Annotated in this window: 13 protein-coding genes and 1 pseudogene; 10 read left to right on the plus strand and 4 right to left on the minus strand. The window is 72.6% G+C overall.

Annotated features, from left to right (window positions below):
- The first annotated feature begins 296 nt into the window (after positions 1-296).
- The 4 genes from OHB41_RS28310 (at position 297) to OHB41_RS28325 (ending at position 4,749) form a co-directional block, all read left to right on the plus strand.
- A complete protein-coding gene (locus OHB41_RS28310; RefSeq protein ID WP_266700932.1) occupies positions 297-1,286 on the plus strand; it encodes a malate dehydrogenase in 990 nt (329 codons plus the stop codon).
- Positions 1,287-1,518: 232 nt separating this feature from the next.
- The gene (locus OHB41_RS28315; protein ID WP_266700933.1) at positions 1,519-3,324 is read left to right on the plus strand and encodes a collagen-like triple helix repeat-containing protein; all 1,806 of its coding nucleotides are present in this window, start codon (positions 1,519-1,521) and stop codon (positions 3,322-3,324) included.
- Positions 3,317-3,694, plus strand: a complete 378-nt coding sequence (locus OHB41_RS28320; protein WP_323138404.1) for a hypothetical protein — start codon at positions 3,317-3,319, stop codon at positions 3,692-3,694. Before OHB41_RS28315 ends, OHB41_RS28320 begins: the two co-directional genes overlap by 8 nt.
- A 2-nt stretch (positions 3,695-3,696) precedes the next feature.
- Entirely contained in the window at positions 3,697-4,749 is a 1,053-nt protein-coding gene (locus OHB41_RS28325) for a serine/threonine kinase C-terminal domain-containing protein (protein WP_266700935.1), read from the plus strand.
- A 16-nt stretch (positions 4,750-4,765) separates the two neighbouring features.
- Here the strand turns inward: OHB41_RS28325 and OHB41_RS28330 are convergent, their stop codons facing one another.
- Positions 4,766-5,605: a bifunctional helix-turn-helix transcriptional regulator/GNAT family N-acetyltransferase gene (locus tag OHB41_RS28330; protein WP_266706190.1), complete on the minus strand. Its 840-nt coding sequence runs from the start codon at positions 5,603-5,605 to the stop codon at positions 4,766-4,768.
- A 269-nt stretch (positions 5,606-5,874) separates the two neighbouring features.
- On the opposite strand from OHB41_RS28330, the gene OHB41_RS28335 reads away from it, so the two are divergent.
- The 5 genes from OHB41_RS28335 to OHB41_RS28355 are packed head-to-tail and all read left to right on the plus strand — an operon-like array spanning position 5,875 to position 13,000.
- Positions 5,875-7,395, plus strand: a complete 1,521-nt coding sequence (locus OHB41_RS28335) for an aldehyde dehydrogenase family protein (protein ID WP_266700936.1) — start codon at positions 5,875-5,877, stop codon at positions 7,393-7,395.
- A 50-nt stretch (positions 7,396-7,445) separates the two neighbouring features.
- A complete protein-coding gene (locus OHB41_RS28340) occupies positions 7,446-8,969 on the plus strand; it encodes a GMC family oxidoreductase (protein ID WP_266706192.1) in 1,524 nt (507 codons plus the stop codon).
- A complete protein-coding gene (locus OHB41_RS28345; protein WP_266700937.1) occupies positions 8,969-10,087 on the plus strand; it encodes a quaternary amine ABC transporter ATP-binding protein in 1,119 nt (372 codons plus the stop codon). The genes OHB41_RS28340 and OHB41_RS28345 overlap by 1 nt, the downstream gene beginning before the upstream one ends.
- Entirely contained in the window at positions 10,087-12,045 is a 1,959-nt protein-coding gene (locus OHB41_RS28350; protein ID WP_266700938.1) for an ABC transporter permease, read from the plus strand. Before OHB41_RS28345 ends, OHB41_RS28350 begins: the two co-directional genes overlap by 1 nt.
- 1 nt (position 12,046) lies before the next feature.
- Positions 12,047-13,000, plus strand: coding sequence for an ABC transporter substrate-binding protein (locus tag OHB41_RS28355; RefSeq protein ID WP_266700939.1), 954 nt, complete (start codon positions 12,047-12,049; stop codon positions 12,998-13,000).
- A gap of 6 nt (positions 13,001-13,006) precedes the next feature.
- Here the strand turns inward: OHB41_RS28355 and OHB41_RS28360 are convergent, their stop codons facing one another.
- Both OHB41_RS28360 and OHB41_RS28365 read right to left on the minus strand, forming a co-directional pair.
- Positions 13,007-13,720, minus strand: a complete 714-nt coding sequence (locus OHB41_RS28360) for an isocitrate lyase/PEP mutase family protein (protein WP_266700940.1) — start codon at positions 13,718-13,720, stop codon at positions 13,007-13,009.
- Between the two features lie 79 nt (positions 13,721-13,799).
- The gene (locus OHB41_RS28365; RefSeq protein ID WP_266700941.1) at positions 13,800-14,330 is read right to left on the minus strand and encodes a carboxymuconolactone decarboxylase family protein; all 531 of its coding nucleotides are present in this window, start codon (positions 14,328-14,330) and stop codon (positions 13,800-13,802) included.
- Positions 14,331-14,376: 46 nt separating this feature from the next.
- Here OHB41_RS28365 and pdxR point away from each other — a divergent pair, with 46 nt between their 5' ends.
- Positions 14,377-15,792: a MocR-like pyridoxine biosynthesis transcription factor PdxR gene (pdxR, locus tag OHB41_RS28370; protein WP_266700942.1), complete on the plus strand. Its 1,416-nt coding sequence runs from the start codon at positions 14,377-14,379 to the stop codon at positions 15,790-15,792.
- Between the two features lie 107 nt (positions 15,793-15,899).
- On the opposite strand, the pseudogene OHB41_RS28375 reads toward pdxR, so the two are convergent.
- Positions 15,900-16,247: pseudogene (locus OHB41_RS28375) on the minus strand (chorismate-binding protein); the annotation flags it as partial.

Below are 16,247 nucleotides of genomic sequence, written 5' to 3' on the forward strand. Positions count from 1 at the left end.
GTCCGGGAGGGGCGGGACGTGCACCCGCCCCCGGGACGGACCCCGGCACCCCCTCGGCGGCCGCCGCCCTCTTCCCCCCGGGGCCGGCGGCCGCCCGTTCGGGGCCTCTGTGGGGTGGGCCACACGGGACCCGGCCGTCGGGCGTATCGGATGCGCGATAGCCTGACGGCGGATCTCTCTTGACGCCGAGAGATCGATCATCGGCACCTTTGATCGATCATTGCGGTGGACGCAGGGGACGATCCTGCACCCCGGGGCAGGGACGCCCCACCGCCAGCTGTCATACGGAGAACGCCATGACCCGCACTCCCGTGAACGTCACCGTCACCGGCGCTGCCGGCCAGATCGGTTACGCCCTGCTCTTCCGCATCGCCTCCGGCCAGCTGCTCGGCGCGGACGTGCCGGTCAAGCTGCGCCTCCTGGAGATCACGCCGGCGCTGAAGGCCGCCGAGGGCACCGCCATGGAGCTCGACGACTGCGCCTTCCCGCTCCTCGCGGGGATCGACATCACGGACGACCCGAACGTGGCCTTCGACGGCACGAACGTCGCCCTGCTCGTCGGCGCCCGCCCGCGTACCAAGGGCATGGAGCGCGGCGACCTGCTGTCGGCCAACGGCGGCATCTTCAAGCCGCAGGGCAAGGCCATCAACGACCACGCCGCGGACGACGTCAAGGTCCTCGTCGTGGGCAACCCGGCGAACACCAACGCCCTCATCGCGCAGGCCGCCGCCCCGGACGTACCGGCCGAGCGCTTCACCGCGATGACCCGTCTGGACCACAACCGCGCGCTGACGCAGCTCGCGAAGAAGACCGGCACGACGGTCGCGGACATCAAGCGCCTCACCATCTGGGGCAACCACTCCGCCACCCAGTACCCGGACATCTTCCACGCCACGGTCGCCGGCAAGAACGCCGCCGAGGTCGTGAACGACGAGAAGTGGCTCGCCGAGGACTTCATCCCGACCGTCGCCAAGCGCGGTGCCGCGATCATCGAGGCCCGTGGCGCCTCCTCCGCCGCCTCCGCGGCCAACGCCGCCATCGACCACGTGCACACCTGGGTCAACGGCACGGCGGACGGCGACTGGACCTCCATGGGCATCCCGTCGGACGGTTCGTACGGCGTCCCGGAGGGGATCATCTCCTCCTTCCCCGTCACCACCAAGGACGGCCGGTACGAGATCGTCCAGGGCCTGGACATCAACGAGTTCTCCCGCGCCCGCATCGACGCCTCCGTCAAGGAGCTCGAGGAGGAGCGCGACGCGGTCCGCGGTCTCGGTCTCATCTGAGCCCTCGCACCCCGCCGCACCTCGCGGTACCTCACGCAGGCCCCGCCCGGGTTTCCCGGGCGGGGCCTGCGCCGTTCCTGTGAATAAACGCGGCAGGGATGCCACACGACCCCTATGCTGTGACGCCGGACACACCAACGCGTGTGCGGAACACGGCAGTTCACGCCTCGGGGGAGCAGCGTTGACGCAGACATTCCAGTTACCTCAGCAACCACAGCCACCACGGACCACCGTGACCGGCGAGCCCGGTGTGCCGCCGGGGGCGAGTGAGGCGACGCGGCTGCTCTGCGCGGGCACCTACCTGGACGCGGGCTACCGCGACGCGGTGATCGAGGAGCTGTACGTCCACGAGGAGCGCCTCGCCGCCCCCTCGCTCGGCCATGACGCGGCGCGCGTCCTGGCCCACGCCCTGCGCGCACGCCGGCTCGAAGGGGGCTGGGCGGCCGCGATCCTGGGACTGTGGGCGGTGGGTTTCCCGCTCTCCAACTACCTGCTGGCCGCCCTTCTGCTTCCGTGCCTGGTGCTCGCCACCGCCTCCTGGATCCGGGGCGCGCAGGAACGTCCCCCGTGGTACCGGAGATTCCCCGCGTGGTGGCTGCGCTGGTGGGGGCGGATTTTCCTGATCTACGCCTCGGTCACGACGGTGCGCGCGGCCTTCGGCGTCGTGGACCAGCGGGAGCTCTTCGAATTCTTCGACGCCTTCCTCCCCACCCCGCTGGCGACGGCACTCTTCGAGAACGGCGGGGTGCGCATCCAGCCGGTCAACGCCTGGTCCGCGCTGCTCGTCCTGCTGCTGGTGGCGGTGTGCGTCGCCCTGCAGCGCGGTCAGTTCGCGCGGGCGCTCGGGCACGAGCTGCACCCGGCGCGTTTCGGGGACATGGCCGCCGACCCGGCCGAACTCGCCGAGGGGCGGCGCTTCCAGCGGCTGCGGCAGCGCATCCGTGTCGAGCAGCACTCGCCCCTGGTGATGTACCACGCGGCGCACCCCTTCTGCGGTGCCGGGCGGGCGTACGACACCTGGAGTCTCGCCGTCGAGCTACGGCCGGACCCGGAGCGCCGGGAGCCGCCGCTGCCCATCAACAACCGGGTGATCCTCGACCGGATCCACGAGCTGCTGGCGCGGTTGCGGCTGCCGTCGCCGCACGCCGGGGGCGCGGTCCGGGACCGGCTGCGCCGCCTGGAGATCGACGAGTGCGTGTTCCTGCCGGTGACGGGGCTGCCCCGCAGGGACCTCGCGCCGTACCACCAGGACGCGTTCGTCCTGCACAGCGCCGAGTCGGTCGAGGAGGGCGGCGAGACCCGCCGGCACTTCCTGCGGGCACGGGTCGGCGGCTGGGAGGAGGAGGTCGTCACCACCGTCTTCGTCCGCGTGCACACCCAGGGCGGCATGCTGATGCTGGAGATCGCCCCGCACGTCCTGCTGCCGGTCCGCGCCGACTTCGAGAACGCGGACCGCATCGCCCACCAGCACCGTCACAACAGCCCGCTGGGCAAGGCGGTGTGGGCGCTGGCGCGTACGCCTCGCTCGGCGCCTCTCGCGGCCGCGACAGTGGGCCGGGGAGTGGCCCTGACCTGGCGGATCCTCACCGCGGGCTACGGCGCGGCGATGCCGGACGGGCCCGCCCGGTCGGTGCGCGAGCTGGGCTCCGGGGACAGCGCCTCGCTCTTCCAGGACATGGACGTCACCCGCTATCTCAAGTCGATCCAGGACCGGGTCGCGCAGGGAGTGCGGCAGGTTCTGAAGGACTCGGGCTACCGGACCGACGAGTTCGCCCAGAAGGTCGTCAACGTGAGCGGCGGCAGCACCCTGATCGAGAACGCGCAGGGGGCGTTCGCCCTCGGTGACAACAACGTCGTCACCAACAGGGCGCCGAGTACGTCGGGTACGCCAGGCGAGCCGAGTGCGCCGAACACGCCGGGCGCGCCGAACACGCCGGGCGCGCCGAGTACGTCCGGTGCGCCGGGCCCGTCGAACGCGCCGGGCACGCCCAGCACACCGAGCACACCGAACGGGGCGGGAGGGGATGGCAATGGCTGACGAGCAGGCCGCCGGAAGAGGATCCATCAACATCAGCGGTGTCAGCGGGGCCTTCGCGATCGGCGACGGCAACAACGTCGTCAATCAGCCGGGCGCCGGAGTGCCGGGCCGCGACCCGGCGCACGAGGAGCTGCTGCGGCAGGTGCGTGAACTCCGCGCCGACCTGGGGCGGCTGGTCGCCAGCAGCCAGACGGCCGGCCTGGACGCCGAACTCGCCGTGGCCCAGGCCGAGATCGAGGAGTCGGGCCGGGCGGGGCAGAGCCGGCTCGCCCGGCTCCGGCAGGCCCTCACGGACGCCGGCGCGCTGACCGGGCTGCTGGCCTCGGCGGGCGCGGTGGCCGAATCCGTCGCCGCGCTGCTGGGGAACTGACCGTGGCCGGCAAGGACGAGGTCCACTGGAACGCCGAGACGCAGAGCTGGGAGACGGGCGGCGCGCCGCGGGGCCGCTACACCCCGCCGCCTCCGCCGCGCCCGGAGTTCGAACCGGTCCACCCGCCCGCGCCCGCCCCCGCGCCGGGTCCGGGTCCTGCCCCGGGCCCGGAGGACGGCTCCGGCCCGGGTTCCGGCTCCGCCACCGGTTCCGGCACCGATTCCGGCCCGGGTCCCGACCGGCGGAGCCAGTATCCGGCCCCCGCCTTCTTTCCCGGTCCCGATCCGGGCGCCTACCCCCCGGCCCATCCGGCCTACTCGACTCCTGGTCCCCTTCCCGCTCCGGGTCCCGCCTCGCGGCCCTCGGTGCGCCGCGTGGTCGCGGTGCTGACCGCGGCCCTGCTCGTCGGCGGGGCGGCGGGGTTCGGCGGCTGGTACCTGTGGAGCGGGGACAGCGGCGGTACGCACAAGGACGACGCCCGCACCAAGGTGTCCACCGCGCCCACCGGCCGGAGCGCCCAGGACCCCACGCCCGTACCCACGCCCACACCGACCCTGGACGCCACCTCGGCATCCCCCTCGCCGAGCGCTCTCCCGGCCGGATACCACCGGGTGTCGAACGGCGAGTTCGATACCGCCGTACCGGACGGCTGGCAGCCGGAGACGCAGAGCGGCAAGAACGGCGTCACGATCTACTTCTTCCGGGAGTCCGGCGGAGGACCCCGCTATCTCCAGGTCTTCCGGGTCAGCGAGGACGACCCCACCCCGCGCGGCACGCTCACGGCGGCCGAGAAGGACCTCAGGAAACAGCTGCCGGGTTACCACCGCAACAGCCTCACGACCGTGCCCGACGCCCGGGGCGAGGCCGCCGAGCTCGACTACTCCCACCCCAGCCAGAAGTGGGGCGTCGAGGTGCGCACCCTGGACCGGGTCGTCCCGGCCGGCGGCGGTGAGCTGTACGTCGTCCTCACCTCGGGACCGGCCGACGCATGGCCCGCGCAGCGGCAGGTCCAGGAGACGGCGGTGACGTCGTTCTGCCTGGCCGGCGCCTGCTGAACCAGGGCACCGCCCGTCACGGGAGCGGCTTCGGGCACGCTCGGAGTCGCTTCTCGAACCAGTGAGCGGCGTAGACGTTGTCGTCGTACCGGGGGATCTCCTCGTATCCGCACGCCCGGTACATCGACTGCGCCTCGGTGAGCACCGCGTGCGTGTCGAGCCGTACGACGGCGCAGCCGCGTCCGGCGGCCTCGCGCTCCAGCCCGTCGAGGATCCGTCGCGCGAGACCGAGCCGCCGGGCCCCCGGACGCACCCATACATGGCGGATCTCGCCGACCCCCGGCTCCAGGAGCCGCAACGCCCCGCACCCCACGGGACGCCCCTCCTCGTACGCGACGAGGAAAGCACCCGAGTCCCCGGACACCTCGTCGGGCCGTACGAGGGCGGCGGGGTCGAACCCTTCCGGGAACCGCTGGTCGATGTCGGCGGCGTACCCGGCGAGGCAGTCGCGCGCGTCGTGCGAGGCGCCGTCGACGGACTCGACGGTGATGCCCGCCAGCCGCAGCAGCCGCTCGGCGGCGCCGATGGCGGCGGTGAGTTCGTCGCGCTGCCGCTCGTCGAGCCCGCCGAGCAGACCTTCGGCGAGCGCGTCGGCCCGCCGGTTCTGCTCCTCGACCTCGTCGCGGCCGGCCGGCGTGAGCTCCGCGACCCGTAGCCGGCTGTCCTCGGCCGGCACGCTCACCCGAACCAGCCCCTGCGCCTCCAGCGCCCGGACCATCCGGCTCAGATATCCGGCGTCCAGGCCGAGCCGGCTCCGCAGCTCGCGCAGGGACACCCCGCCCCCGAGCTCGAACAGCAGCCGTGCCTCGCCGAGCGGCCGGTCCTGTCCGAGGTAGCGGTCGTCCAGGACTCCGATGCGGCGGGTGAAGTACCGGTTGAAGCGCCGAAGGTCATTCTTTGACCGTAGTCAAAGAAAGGGGAAGGAGGGAAGGAGGGCAGGCCGGGCCGACCACCCTGTCATGCGTCGCTTCTGGTCGTATTTCTGCTGATTTTTCAGTGACACGGCGCACTTCCGGTCACCGATCGTGCATGCAATCCGGGCCGGGGGGCATGCGCTCCCGGTCCCTGAGAGTGACACGTACGTGACACAGGGGAACGGATCAGGAACGGAAGGCAGCACCGACCATGGCCGGACACCGGGCTCAGCAGGCAGAACAGACGCTCCACGTGGGCGGGGAGTGGCGCGCGGCCGCATCCCGCGCGACCCGCGAGATCCTCGACCCCGCGGATGCCAAGCCGTTCGCCGTGGTCGCGGAGGGTGACGAGAGGGACACCGACGCGGCCGTCGCGGCCGCCCGCGACGCCTTCGACACAGGCCCGTGGCCGCACACCCCCGTCGCCGAGCGCGCGGCGTTGCTGCGCCGCGTCGCCGACCTCCTGGTCCGCGACCGTGAGGAGCTCGGGCTGCTGGAGAGCCGGGACGCGGGCAAGACGGTCGAGGAAGGGCGCGTCGACATCGACTGCGTCGCGGACGCCTTCCGGTACTTCGCCGATCTCGTCGTGGGGGAGGGCGGCGGCCGGGTCGTCGACGCCGGGTCCGAGGACGTCCACAGTGTCGTCGTGCACGAGCCGGTGGGCGTCTGCGCACTGATCACACCGTGGAACTATCCGCTGCTGCAGGCCAGTTGGAAGGTCGCGCCCGCCCTGGCCGCCGGGAACACCTTCGTGATCAAGCCGAGCGAGATCACGCCGCTGACGACGATCGCGCTGCTGCGGCTGCTCGTCGAGGCCGGTCTGCCGGCCGGGGTCGCCAATCTCGTCACCGGGCCTGGACACACGGTCGGCGCCCGCCTCGCCGAGCACCCCGACGTCGACCTCGTCTCCTTCACCGGTGGCCTGGTCAGCGGCACGAAGGTGGCCAGGGCCGCCGCCGACACCGTCAAGAAGGTCGCCCTCGAACTCGGCGGCAAGAACCCCAACGTCGTCTTCGCGGACGCCTGCGCGACGGACGAGGACTTCGACACCGCCGTCGACCAGGCGCTCAACGCCGCCTTCATCCACAGCGGCCAGGTCTGCTCGGCGGGCTCGCGTCTCATCGTCGAGGAGTCCGTGCGCGAGCGCTTCGTCGCCGAACTCGCGCGCCGCGCCGGGCGGATCAGGCTGGGCCGCGGCACCGAGGAGGGTGTCGAGTGCGGCCCGCTGGTCTCCGAGCAGCAGCGGGAGAAGACCGAGGCGTACGTCGCCTCCGCGCTGGCCGAGGGTGCGGTGCTGCGGGCCGGCGGGCAGCGTCCGGAACCCTCCGGCAGCAGGCCCGCCACCGGCTACTTCTACGAGCCGACCGTTCTCGACCAGTGCCACCGCGGGATGAAGGTGGTCCGCGAGGAGGTCTTCGGGCCCGTCCTGACGGTGGAGACCTTCCGCACCGAGGAGGAGGCCGTCGCGCTCGCCAACGACACCGAGTACGGGCTCGCGGGTGCCGTCTGGACCACCGACGCGGGCCGTGCCCGCCGGGTCGCCGGACGGCTGCGGCACGGCACCGTCTGGATCAACGACTTCCACCCCTATCTCCCGCAGGCGGAGTGGGGCGGCTTCGGCAAGAGCGGTGTGGGGCGCGAACTGGGCCCGGCGGGCCTCGCCGAGTACCGCGAGACGAAGCACGTCTACCAGAACCTCGCGCCCAAGCCGGTCCGCTGGTTCGCGGGCTGATCCCAGTGACGCAACCCTCCACCGCACACAGCACCCTGGAGCACGACCACATGCACGAGAACACGTACGACTACGTCGTCATCGGAGGCGGAACGGCCGGCTCCGTGATCGCCTCCCGGCTCACCGAGAACCCCGACGTCACCGTCGCCGTCATCGAGGGCGGCCCCAGCGACGTGGGCCGCGAGGACGTCCTCACCCTGCGCCGGTGGATGGGCCTGCTCGGCGGCGAGCTCGACTACGACTACCCGACGACCGAGCAGCCCCGCGGCAACTCGCACATCCGGCACAGCCGGGCCCGGGTGCTGGGCGGCTGCTCCTCGCACAACACGCTCATCGCGTTCAAGCCGCTGCCCTCCGACTGGGACGAGTGGGAGGCGGCCGGCGCGGAGGGCTGGGGCGCGGTGCCGATGGAGGCGTACTTCGCGCGGCTCCTCAACAACATCGTCCCGGTCGACGAGAAGGACCGGAACGCCATCGCCCGCGACTTCGTGGACGCCGCCCGGTCCGCGCTGGGTGTTCCCCGCGTCGAGGGCTTCAACAAGCAGCCGTTCACCGAGGGTGCCGGCTTCTTCGACCTCGCCTACCACCCCGAGAACAACAAGCGGTCCAGCGCGTCGGTCGCCTATCTGCACCCGGTGATGGACGAGCGGCCCAACCTCACGCTGATGCTGGAGACCTGGGCGCACCGGCTGGAGCTGGCGGGGACGCGCGCGACGGGCGTGCACGTCCGCACCAAGGACGGCGAGGAGATCCTCGTACGCGCGAAGCACGAGGTCGTGCTGTGCGCCGGCGCCGTGGACTCGCCGCGGCTGCTGCTGCACTCCGGCATCGGACCGGCCGCCGAGCTGGAGGCGCTCGGCATACCCGTCGCCCACGACCTGCCCGGCGTCGGTGAGAACCTGCTCGACCACCCCGAGTCGGTGATCGTGTGGGAGACGGACGGCCCCATCCCCGAGAACTCCGCGATGGACTCCGACGCGGGTCTCTTCGTGCGCCGCGACCCCGGACACGCGGGCCCCGACCTGATGTTCCACTTCTACCAGGTCCCGTTCACCGACAACCCGGAGCGGATCGGCTACGAACGCCCCGCGCACGGCGTCTCGATGACCCCGAACATCCCCAAGCCGCGCAGCCGCGGACGGCTGTACCTGACGAGCGCCGATCCGGCGGTCAAGCCCGCCCTCGACTTCCGTTACTTCACGGACGAGGACGACTACGACGGCCGCACCCTCGTCGACGGGATCCGTATCGCCCGCGAGATCGCCGCGACCGAGCCGCTCGCGGGCTGGCTCAAGCGTGAGGTGTGCCCCGGTCCTGACGTCACGGACGACGAGGAGCTGAGCGCGTACGCGCGCCAGGTCGCGCACACCGTGTACCACCCGGCGGGCACCTGCCGGATGGGGGCGGCGGCGGACACCGACGCCGTGGTCGACCCCGAACTGAGGGTGCGCGGTCTCGACGGCCTGCGTGTCGCCGACGCGTCCGTCTTCCCGACGATGCCCGCCGTGAACCCGATGATCGGAGTGCTCATGGTCGGGGAGAAATGCGCCGAGCTGATCGGAGGCGGTGCGTGATGAGTACGACTGCCAGTAGTGCCAGCAGTGTCAGCAGTGTCAGCAGTGTCAGTGGTGCGGGTGCCGCCGAGGGTCCCGTCTTCTCCGTCGACGGTCTGTGGAAGGTCTTCGGACCCAGGCCCGAGCGGGTCCCCGCCGACCCCGAGCTCACCGCCCTCACCCCCGCCGAACTCCGCTCCCGCACCGGCTGCACCGCCGCCGTCCGCGACGTCGGCTTCGACGTGCGCAAGGGCGAGGTCTTCGTCGTCATGGGCCTGTCCGGCTCGGGCAAGTCCACCCTCGTACGGTGTCTGACCCGGCTCATCGAGCCGACCGCGGGCACGATCGCCATCGACGGTGAGGACGTACGCGCCATGGACCGGGGCCGGCTGCGCGAACTGCGCCGCCACCGCGCCGCCATGGTCTTCCAGCACTTCGGCCTGCTCCCGCACCGCTCCGTCCTCGACAACGTCGCCTACGGCCTGGAGATCCAGGGCGTCGGCAAGGCGGAGCGCCGCGAGCGGGCCGCCGGGGTCGTCGCCAAGGTCGGCCTCGAAGGCATGGAACACCGGAAGCCGGGCCAGCTCTCCGGCGGCCAGCAGCAGCGCGTCGGGCTCGCCCGGGCCCTCGCCGTCGACCCCGAAGTGCTGCTGTTCGACGAGCCGTTCAGCGCACTCGACCCCCTCATCCGGCGTGACATGCAGGAGGAGGTCGTCCGCCTCCACCGCGACGAGGGCCGCACGATGGTCTTCATCACCCACGATCTGAACGAGGCCCTGCGCCTGGGCGACCGCATCGCCCTGATGCGCGACGGCCGCATCGTCCAGCTCGGCACACCCGAGGAGATCGTCGGCTCACCCGCCGACGACTACGTCCGCGAGTTCGTCCGGGACGTGCCGCGCGAGCAGGTCATGACCGTGCGCACGGCGATGCGGGCCGCGTCCGCGGACGAGGCCGCGCGAGGCCCGGCCGTGGCACCGGAGACGACCGTCTCGCAGGCCATCGAGGCGGTGGCGCGCTCCGGCGACCCGGCACGCGTCATGGAGAAGGGACGCTGCCTCGGGGTCGTGGACTCGGCGGCGCTGCTCGGGGTGGTGGCCGGGACGGACTCCGCGGCCCGCGGTGAGGAGGTGGCCTGATGGCTGCCGTCACCGCGACCGTCGGACACACCGGCGTCTCCGCCCTGCTCAAGAGCGCCACCCGGCACCGCGCCGTGGCCAAGATCCTGCTGCTCGCCGTCGCCGCGGCCGTCCTCGTCCCGGTCCTCGACTCCCGCTGGGCCAGCGGCACCTGGCCGCACGCGCTCACCGTCGACCTCGCCGGTCCCCTCGGCAGAACCAGCGACTGGATCATCGACAACCGGGACAGCCACCCGCTGTTCCTGTACTTCTTCGGCTACGTCAGCAACGCCGTCGTCCTCTGCGTACGCGCCGTCTACCTGGTGCTGCTCGCGGCGGGCTGGGCCGGCGTCACGGTGGCCGCGGGACTCGTCGCCTGGCGGGCCGCGGGCATCCGGCTCGCGCTCGGAACGACCGCCGCCTTCCTCGCCTGCGGGCTGCTCGGCATGTGGGTGCCCACCCTCCAGACGCTCGCGCTCATGGTGGTCGCCGTCCTCGCGTCCGTCGCCCTCGGCGCGCTGCTCGGCCTCGCCGCCGGGCTCTCCGACCGCACCTACCGCGCCCTGCGCCCGGTCCTCGACACCATGCAGGTGCTCCCGGCCTTCGCCTACCTGCTGCCCGTCGTCCTGGTCTTCGGCATCGGCGTCCCCGCCGCCGTCCTCGCCACCGTCGTGTACGCGGCGCCGCCCATGGCCCGTCTCACCGCGCTCGGCCTGCGCGACGCCGACACCGGTGTGATGGAGGCCGTCACCTCGCTCGGTGCCACGGCCCGGCAGCGGCTGCTGACCGCCCGTCTCCCGCTGGCCCGCAAGGAACTCCTGCTGGGCCTCAACCAGACGATCATGATGGCGCTGTCGATGGCGGTCATCGCCTCCGTCATCGGCGCGGGCGGCCTCGGCGACCGCGTCTACCAGGCCCTCGCCTCCGTCGACGTGGGCGCCGCGCTCGCCGCCGGCATCCCGATCGTGCTGCTCGCGGTCGTCCTGGACCGGGTGACCGGCGCCGCGGGCGAACGCCTCGGCACCCGCGCCGGGGGAACCGCCCTGCTCTGGGTGTACGTCCTCGCCGCGGCCGTCGCCGTGGCGCTCGCCGGACGCCTCACCGACCGGCTCGACTGGCCCGGCACCTGGACCCTGCACATCGCCGAGCCCGTGAACCGCGTCGTCGGCTGGATGACCGACCACCTCTACTCCGGAGTCCCCTACCTCGGCGGCACCGCCGACTGGGCCGGCCACTTCACCACCTGGGTCCTGGACCCCCTCCGCGACGGCCTCCAGTCACTGCCCTGGTGGTCGGTCCTGCTGATCGTCGCCGCTCTCGCCTGGCTGATCGGCACCTGGCGCACCGCACTCACCGCGGTCCTCGCGATGGCCGCCATCGGGGTGCTGGGCGTGTGGAAGCCCTCCCTGGACACGCTCTCGCAGGTGCTCGCGGCCGTCGCCGTGACCCTCGTCCTCGGATTCGCGACCGGTGTGGCGGCGGCGCGCAGCGAGCGTGTCGAACGGTTGCTGCGGCCCGTCCTCGACGTCTTCCAGACGATGCCGCAGTTCGTGTACCTCATCCCGGTGGTGGCGCTGTTCGGTGTCGGCCGCGCGCCCGCCGTCGCCGCGGCCGTCGTCTACGCGCTGCCCGCCGTGGTCCGCATCACCACCCAGGGGCTGCGCGCCGTCGACCCCGCCGCACTGGAGGCGGCCCGCTCGCTCGGCGCCACGGGCGCCCAGCAATTGCGCCAGGTCCAGCTCCCGCTGGCCCGCCCCGCACTGCTTCTCGCCGTCAACCAGGGGGTCGTGCTGGTCCTCGCCGTCGTCATCATCGGCGGCCTGGTCGGCGGTGGCGCGCTCGGCTACGACGTCGTGTTCGGCCTCGCCCAGGGCGACCTGGCGACCGGCCTGGTCGCCGGAGCGGCGATCGTCTGCCTCGGCCTGATGCTCGACCGGGTGACCCAGCCGACCCGGCGGCCCACGAAGAAGGGAGCGTGACATGCGACTTCGTACGATGTCGGTGACCGCCGGTGTGTCCGCCCTGCTGCTGACCGGCTGCGGCGCGGCCGACATGACCAAGCAGGCCTCGCCCTTCGCGGGCGCCCAGGGCGCCGGGACGGTGACCCTGTCCGTGCAGTCCTGGGTGGGCGCGCAGGCCAACGTGGGGGTCGCGCAGTACCTGCTGGAGCACAAGCTCGGCTACCGCGTCGACACCGTGCAGGTCGACGAGGTCCCCGCGTGGGACGCGCTCAGCCAGGGCCGGGTCGACGCCATCCTGGAGGATTGGGGCCACCCCGACCAGGAGAAGCGGTACGTCGAGGACAAGAAGACGATCGTCCCGGGCGGCGGGCTGGGGGTCACCGGGCACATCGGCTGGTACGTGCCCACGTACTTCGCACGGCAGCACCCGGACGTCACCGACTGGAAGAACCTCGACAAGTACGCCGGCCGGCTCCGCACCGCGGAGAGCGGCGGCAAGGGCCAGCTGCTGGACGGCTCCCCTTCGTACGTCACCAACGACAAGGCCCTGGTCGGCAACCTGAAGCTCAACTACCAGGTGGTGTTCGCCGGTTCGGAGGCCGCGCAGATCACCCAGATGAAGCAGTTCGCGAAGGAGAAGAAGCCCTTCCTCACGTACTGGTACTCACCCCAGTGGCTCTTCGAGAAGGTCCCGATGACGGAGGTGAAGCTGCCCGCCTACAAGGAGGGCTGCGACGCGGACGCGGCGAAGGTCGCCTGCGCCTATCCGCACACCCCGCTCCAGAAGTACCTCAACACGGACTTCGCGAAGAACGGCGGCAAGGCGGCCGCCTTCCTGAAGAAGTTCAAGTGGACCACCGAGGACCAGAACGAGGTCTCCCTGATGATCGCCAACGACAAGCTGTCGGCGCAGGAGGCGGCGAAGAAGTGGGTGGACAGCCACGCGTCGACCTGGCGCGCGTGGCTGTCGTGACCCCGGTCATCTCAGTCCTGTGACGAACTCCCGCATCGCCTCCGCCGCGCGGCGCTGCACTCCCGGTCCGAACGTGATCCGGGTGGCTCCTCGCTCACCGAGCTCGGTGAGGGAGGAGCCGTCGGGCCTGGCCAGCACGTTGACGGGTCCTTGAACGCCCGCCCTCAGCAGGGGGAGCACGCCGACGGGCGCGCCGATCGGATACACGCAGTCGGCGCCCGCGGCGACGTACAGCGCGGCCCGTTCGAGGGCCCGTTGCGGATTCCCGTCCCCGTGCACGAAGACGTCGACGCGGGCGTTGACGAAGAGCCGGTCACCGGCGGCGGCCCGTACCGCCGCCAGCCAGTCGGCGTGCCGTACCGGGTCCTTGAGGACACCCCCTTCGGAGTCCTCGAGGTTGCAGCCGACCACGCCCGCCGCCAGCAGCCGTTCCACCAGCTCCCCGGGCGTCAGCCCGTAACCGCCCTCCACGTCCGCGGAGACGGGCACGTCGACGGCCCGTGCGATCCGGGCGACCGCCGCGAACATCTCGTCGGCGGGCGTGGCCCCGTCCGCGTACCCGAGCGAGGCGGCGACACCCGCGCTCGGCGTGGCGAGCGCGGGGAAACCGGCGTCCGCGCACACCCGCGCGCTGACAGCGTCCCAGGGGCCGGGCAGGACGAGCGGGTCACCCGGGGGGCGGCCGTGGTGCAGGGCCCGGAAGGTCTCGACTCCGCTCATGACGGGAAATCCCCCGGCGGCATCCCGGTGCGCGCAGGCCACGGCACGGGAGCCGAAGCTGCCACCGTCACCGTCACCGTCACTTGAACTGCCCCGGCGTGTAGTGACCGGGCACGAGGCGGCAGGTCACCCCGAACCGGTTCCATGCGTTGATGACCGTGATCGACGCGATCAGCTGCGCCAGCTCGGCCTCCTCGAAGTGGCGGGCGGCGCGCGCGTAGACCTCGTCCGGCACGAAGCCGTCGGTCAGTACGGTGATCGCCTCCGTCAGCTCGATCGCCGCGAGCTCCTTCTCGGTGTAGAAGTGCCGGGACTCGTCCCACGCGCTGAGCTGCACGATCCGCTCGACGCTCTCGCCCGCGGCGAGCGCGTCCTTGGTGTGCATGTCGAGGCAGAACGCGCAGTGGTTGAGCTGTGAGGCACGGATCCGCACCAGCTCGCCCAGCTTCGGGTCGAGCCCCTGCTGGGCCGCCGTGTCGAGCCGGACCATGGCCTTGTAGACGTCGGGGGCCAGCTTGGCCCAGGCCAGACGGGGGCTGTGCTCGGGGGCGTACTCCTCGGTCGCGTCGGCGCCGGCGTGGGCGTCGGTGGGGACTTCGTTCGTCGTCATGCCGCGACCCTACGAACAAGGCAGCCCAGGAGTATGGTCCATTTCCATGGCAGAATCCTGGGCCACTTTCGGGATCGACCTCCATGTCGAGCCGACCGGATCCGGTGTCCGCAGGGGCCTGACGGACACCCTGCGGGAGGCGGTCCGCGGCGGCCGGCTGGCGCCGGGCACCCGGCTGCCCTCCTCCCGCTCCCTCGCCGCCGACCTGGGCATCGCCCGCAACACGGTCGCGGACGTGTACACCGACCTGGTGGCGGAGGGCTGGCTCACCGCACGCCAGGGCTCGGGCACGGGCGTCGCCGAACGTCCGGTGCCCGCGCCGTCGGCCGCCCAGGAACCGCGCCGCGTCCCCTCCCGGCCGGCGTACGACCTGATCCCCGGCACCCCGGACCTGTCCTTCTTCCCCCGCGCGGCCTGGCTGAAGGCCTCCCGCCGGGCGCTGGCGACGGCTCCGTACGACGCCCTCGGCTACGGCGACCCGCGGGGCCGGGTGGAACTGCGTACCGCCCTGGCCGGCTATCTGGCGCGGGCCCGCGGAGTCCGCGCCGACCCGGAACGCATGGTGATCTGCTCCGGGTTCGCGCACGGGCTGATGCTGCTCGGCCAGGTGCTGCACGGACGAGGAGCACGGGCGCTGGCCGTGGAGCCGTACGGGCTGGACGTGCACTGGAACCTGCTGGAACGAGCCGGCCTGCGGACGACACCGCTCGGATTCGACGAACTGGGCACGCGCACGGAGGAGTTGACGTCCGGTGATCTCGCCGGGGTGCGGGCGGTGCTGCTGACCCCCGCGCACCAGTTCCCGATGGGGGTGCCGCTGCACCCCGAACGGCGGGCCGCGCTCGTGGACTGGGCGCGGCGCGGCGACGGGCTGATCCTGGAGGACGACTACGACGGGGAGTTCCGCTACGACCGCCAGCCGGTCGGCGCGCTCCAGGGCCTGGACCCCGACCACGTCGTCTACCTGGGCACGGCGAGCAAGTCCCTGGCCCCGGGCCTGCGGCTGGGCTGGCTGGTGCTGCCGCCGTCGATCGGGCCGGAGGTGATCGCGGCCAAGGGCGAGGCGGACTGGTCCTGCGGGGTGCTGGACCAGCTGACCCTGGCGGAGTTCCTCACCTCGGGCGCGTACGACCGGCATGTCCGCGCGGCCCGGCTGCGCTACCGCCGTCGACGGGACGCGCTGGTGGCGCAGCTCGCGGCGCGGGCTCCCGGGGTCCGTGCGACCGGGATCGCGGCGGGTCTGCACGTGGTGCTGCGGCTCCCGCAGGGCACGGAGCGGCCCGCGCTGCGGGCGACCGCCTGGCACGGTCTCGCCGCCCACGGACTGGAGCGCTACCGCCACCCGGACTCGACGGCCGGGCGGACGGACGCGCTCGTGGTGGGCTACGGGACACCACCGGACCACGCGTGGGCCGGGGCGCTGGAGGCACTGTGCGCGGCCCTGGCCTCCGCCGGCGGATAGCCCGGAACCGCATTCCGGGGCGGAGCGGCTCTTCGTACCGAGCCGAACCGAGCCGAGCCGAGCCGAGCGGCAGCGGCAGGGGCAGGGGCAGGGTCAGGGGGGCAGGGTCAGCGACGGGTGGCGTTCCGACCGGGGCGGACACCTTCCGAGCTGTGCCCGTCCTGCTCGCCGGGTCCGCCGGGTCCGCCGTGCTCCCGATGGGCCCGCATGAGCGCCGCCGTCTCCAGCAGCATCTCGTCGTACTCGGCCGCCGGATCGGAGTCGAGGGCGATCGCGCTGCCGGCTCCCAGGTGCAGCAGCCCGTCCACCAGCACGGCCGTGCGGACGGCGAGGCCGAGGTCCGCGCCACCGCCGCACCCCAGATAGCCGAGGGCCCCGGAGTACACGCCCCGCGCCCCGGTCTCCAGCGAACCGAGGATCTCCATGGTGCGGAGCTTCGGCGCACCGGTCGTCGA

The sequence above is a fragment of the Streptomyces sp. NBC_01571 genome (assembly GCF_026339875.1).
In the GTDB taxonomy this organism is placed as follows: Bacteria; Actinomycetota; Actinomycetes; order Streptomycetales; family Streptomycetaceae; genus Streptomyces.